The organism is Martelella alba, from assembly GCF_005217455.1.
Lineage (GTDB): Bacteria > Pseudomonadota > Gammaproteobacteria > Enterobacterales > Enterobacteriaceae > Acerihabitans.
On the sequence record NZ_SZPQ01000129.1, the window covers coordinates 1 to 1,315 of the forward strand.

The 1,315-nt window shown below is 52.8% G+C and carries 1 pseudogene; it reads left to right on the forward strand.

The annotated features are described in order from the left end of the window. The first annotated feature begins 72 nt into the window (after nt 1-72). Nucleotides 73-1,281, forward strand: a pseudogene (locus FCN80_RS25975) (IS256 family transposase). The last annotated feature ends 34 nt before the right edge of the window (nt 1,282-1,315 follow it).

Sequence of the window (1,315 nt, forward strand, 5' to 3'; positions counted from 1 at the left end):
GAGCCTGTAAATTAAATTGTGTAATTGCCTGATTTTGATATGTTCAATCCAACATCAGAAACAGGTTAATTTATGGACGAAAAACAATTGCAGGCTCTGGCGAACGAATTGGCCAAAAATCTCAAAACCCCGGAGGATCTCAACCAGTTCGATCGCTTACTGAAAAAAATCAGTGTTGAGGCCGCTCTAAACGCCGAAATGTCCCACCACCTCGGTTACGATAAAAATCAGCCCAGGGCCGGCTCCAATGCCCGCAACGGCTACTCGACAAAGACAGTCACCACCGGCGACGGACCGCTGGAACTGCGTACTCCGCGTGATCGTGAGGGCTCCTTCGAACCGCAACTGGTCAAGAAAAACCAGACCCGGATCACCGGGATGGACAACCAGATCCTATCGTTGTACGCCAAAGGCATGACCACCCGCTAGATCGCCGCCGCGTTTAAAGAGCTATATGACGCTGATGTCTCGCCGTCGCTGGTATCGAAGGTGACTGATGCCGTGATGGAGCAAGTGGCCGAGTGGCAAAATCGTCCACTCGATGCGGTCTATCCCATTGTTTACCTTGATTGTATCGTGCTTAAAGTTCGACAAGATAGCCGTGTCATCAACAAATCCGTATTCCTGGCTCTGGGCATCAATCTCGAAGGACAAAAAGAGCTGCTGGGGATGTGGCTGGCTGAAAACGAAGGGGCGAAGTTCTGGCTAAATGTGCTGACGGAATTGAAAAATCGTGGCCTGAACGACATTCTCATCGCCTGTGTTGACGGTCTGAAGGGTTTCCCTGAAGCCATCAATACGGTTTATCCGCAGGCACGGATCCAACTGTGTATCGTGCATATGGTGCGCAACAGCTTGCGGTTCGTCTGCTGGAAAGACTACAAGGCCGTCACCCGTGACCTAAAAGCGATATATCAGGCGCCCACGGAAGAAGCAGGCCAACAGGCGCTGGAGGCGTTCGCCAGTGCCTGGGATAGCCGCTATCCGCAGATAAGCCGCAGCTGGCAGGCAAACTGGGCGAATCTTGCCACGTTCTTTGCCTACCCGCCGGACATCCGCAAGGTGATCTACACCACCAACGCCATCGAGTCGCTCAACAGCGTGATCCGCCACGCGATCAAGAAACGTAAGGTGTTCCCTACAGACGACTCAGTGAGGAAAGTGGTGTGGCTGGCGATCCAATCGGCATCACAGAAATGGACGATGCCGCTGAGGGACTGGCGCATGGCGATGAGCCGCTTTATTATCGAATTCGGTGACCGCCTGGACGGTCACTTCTGAGAAAAGGCACTTACACAAAATGGTGAACAGGCTC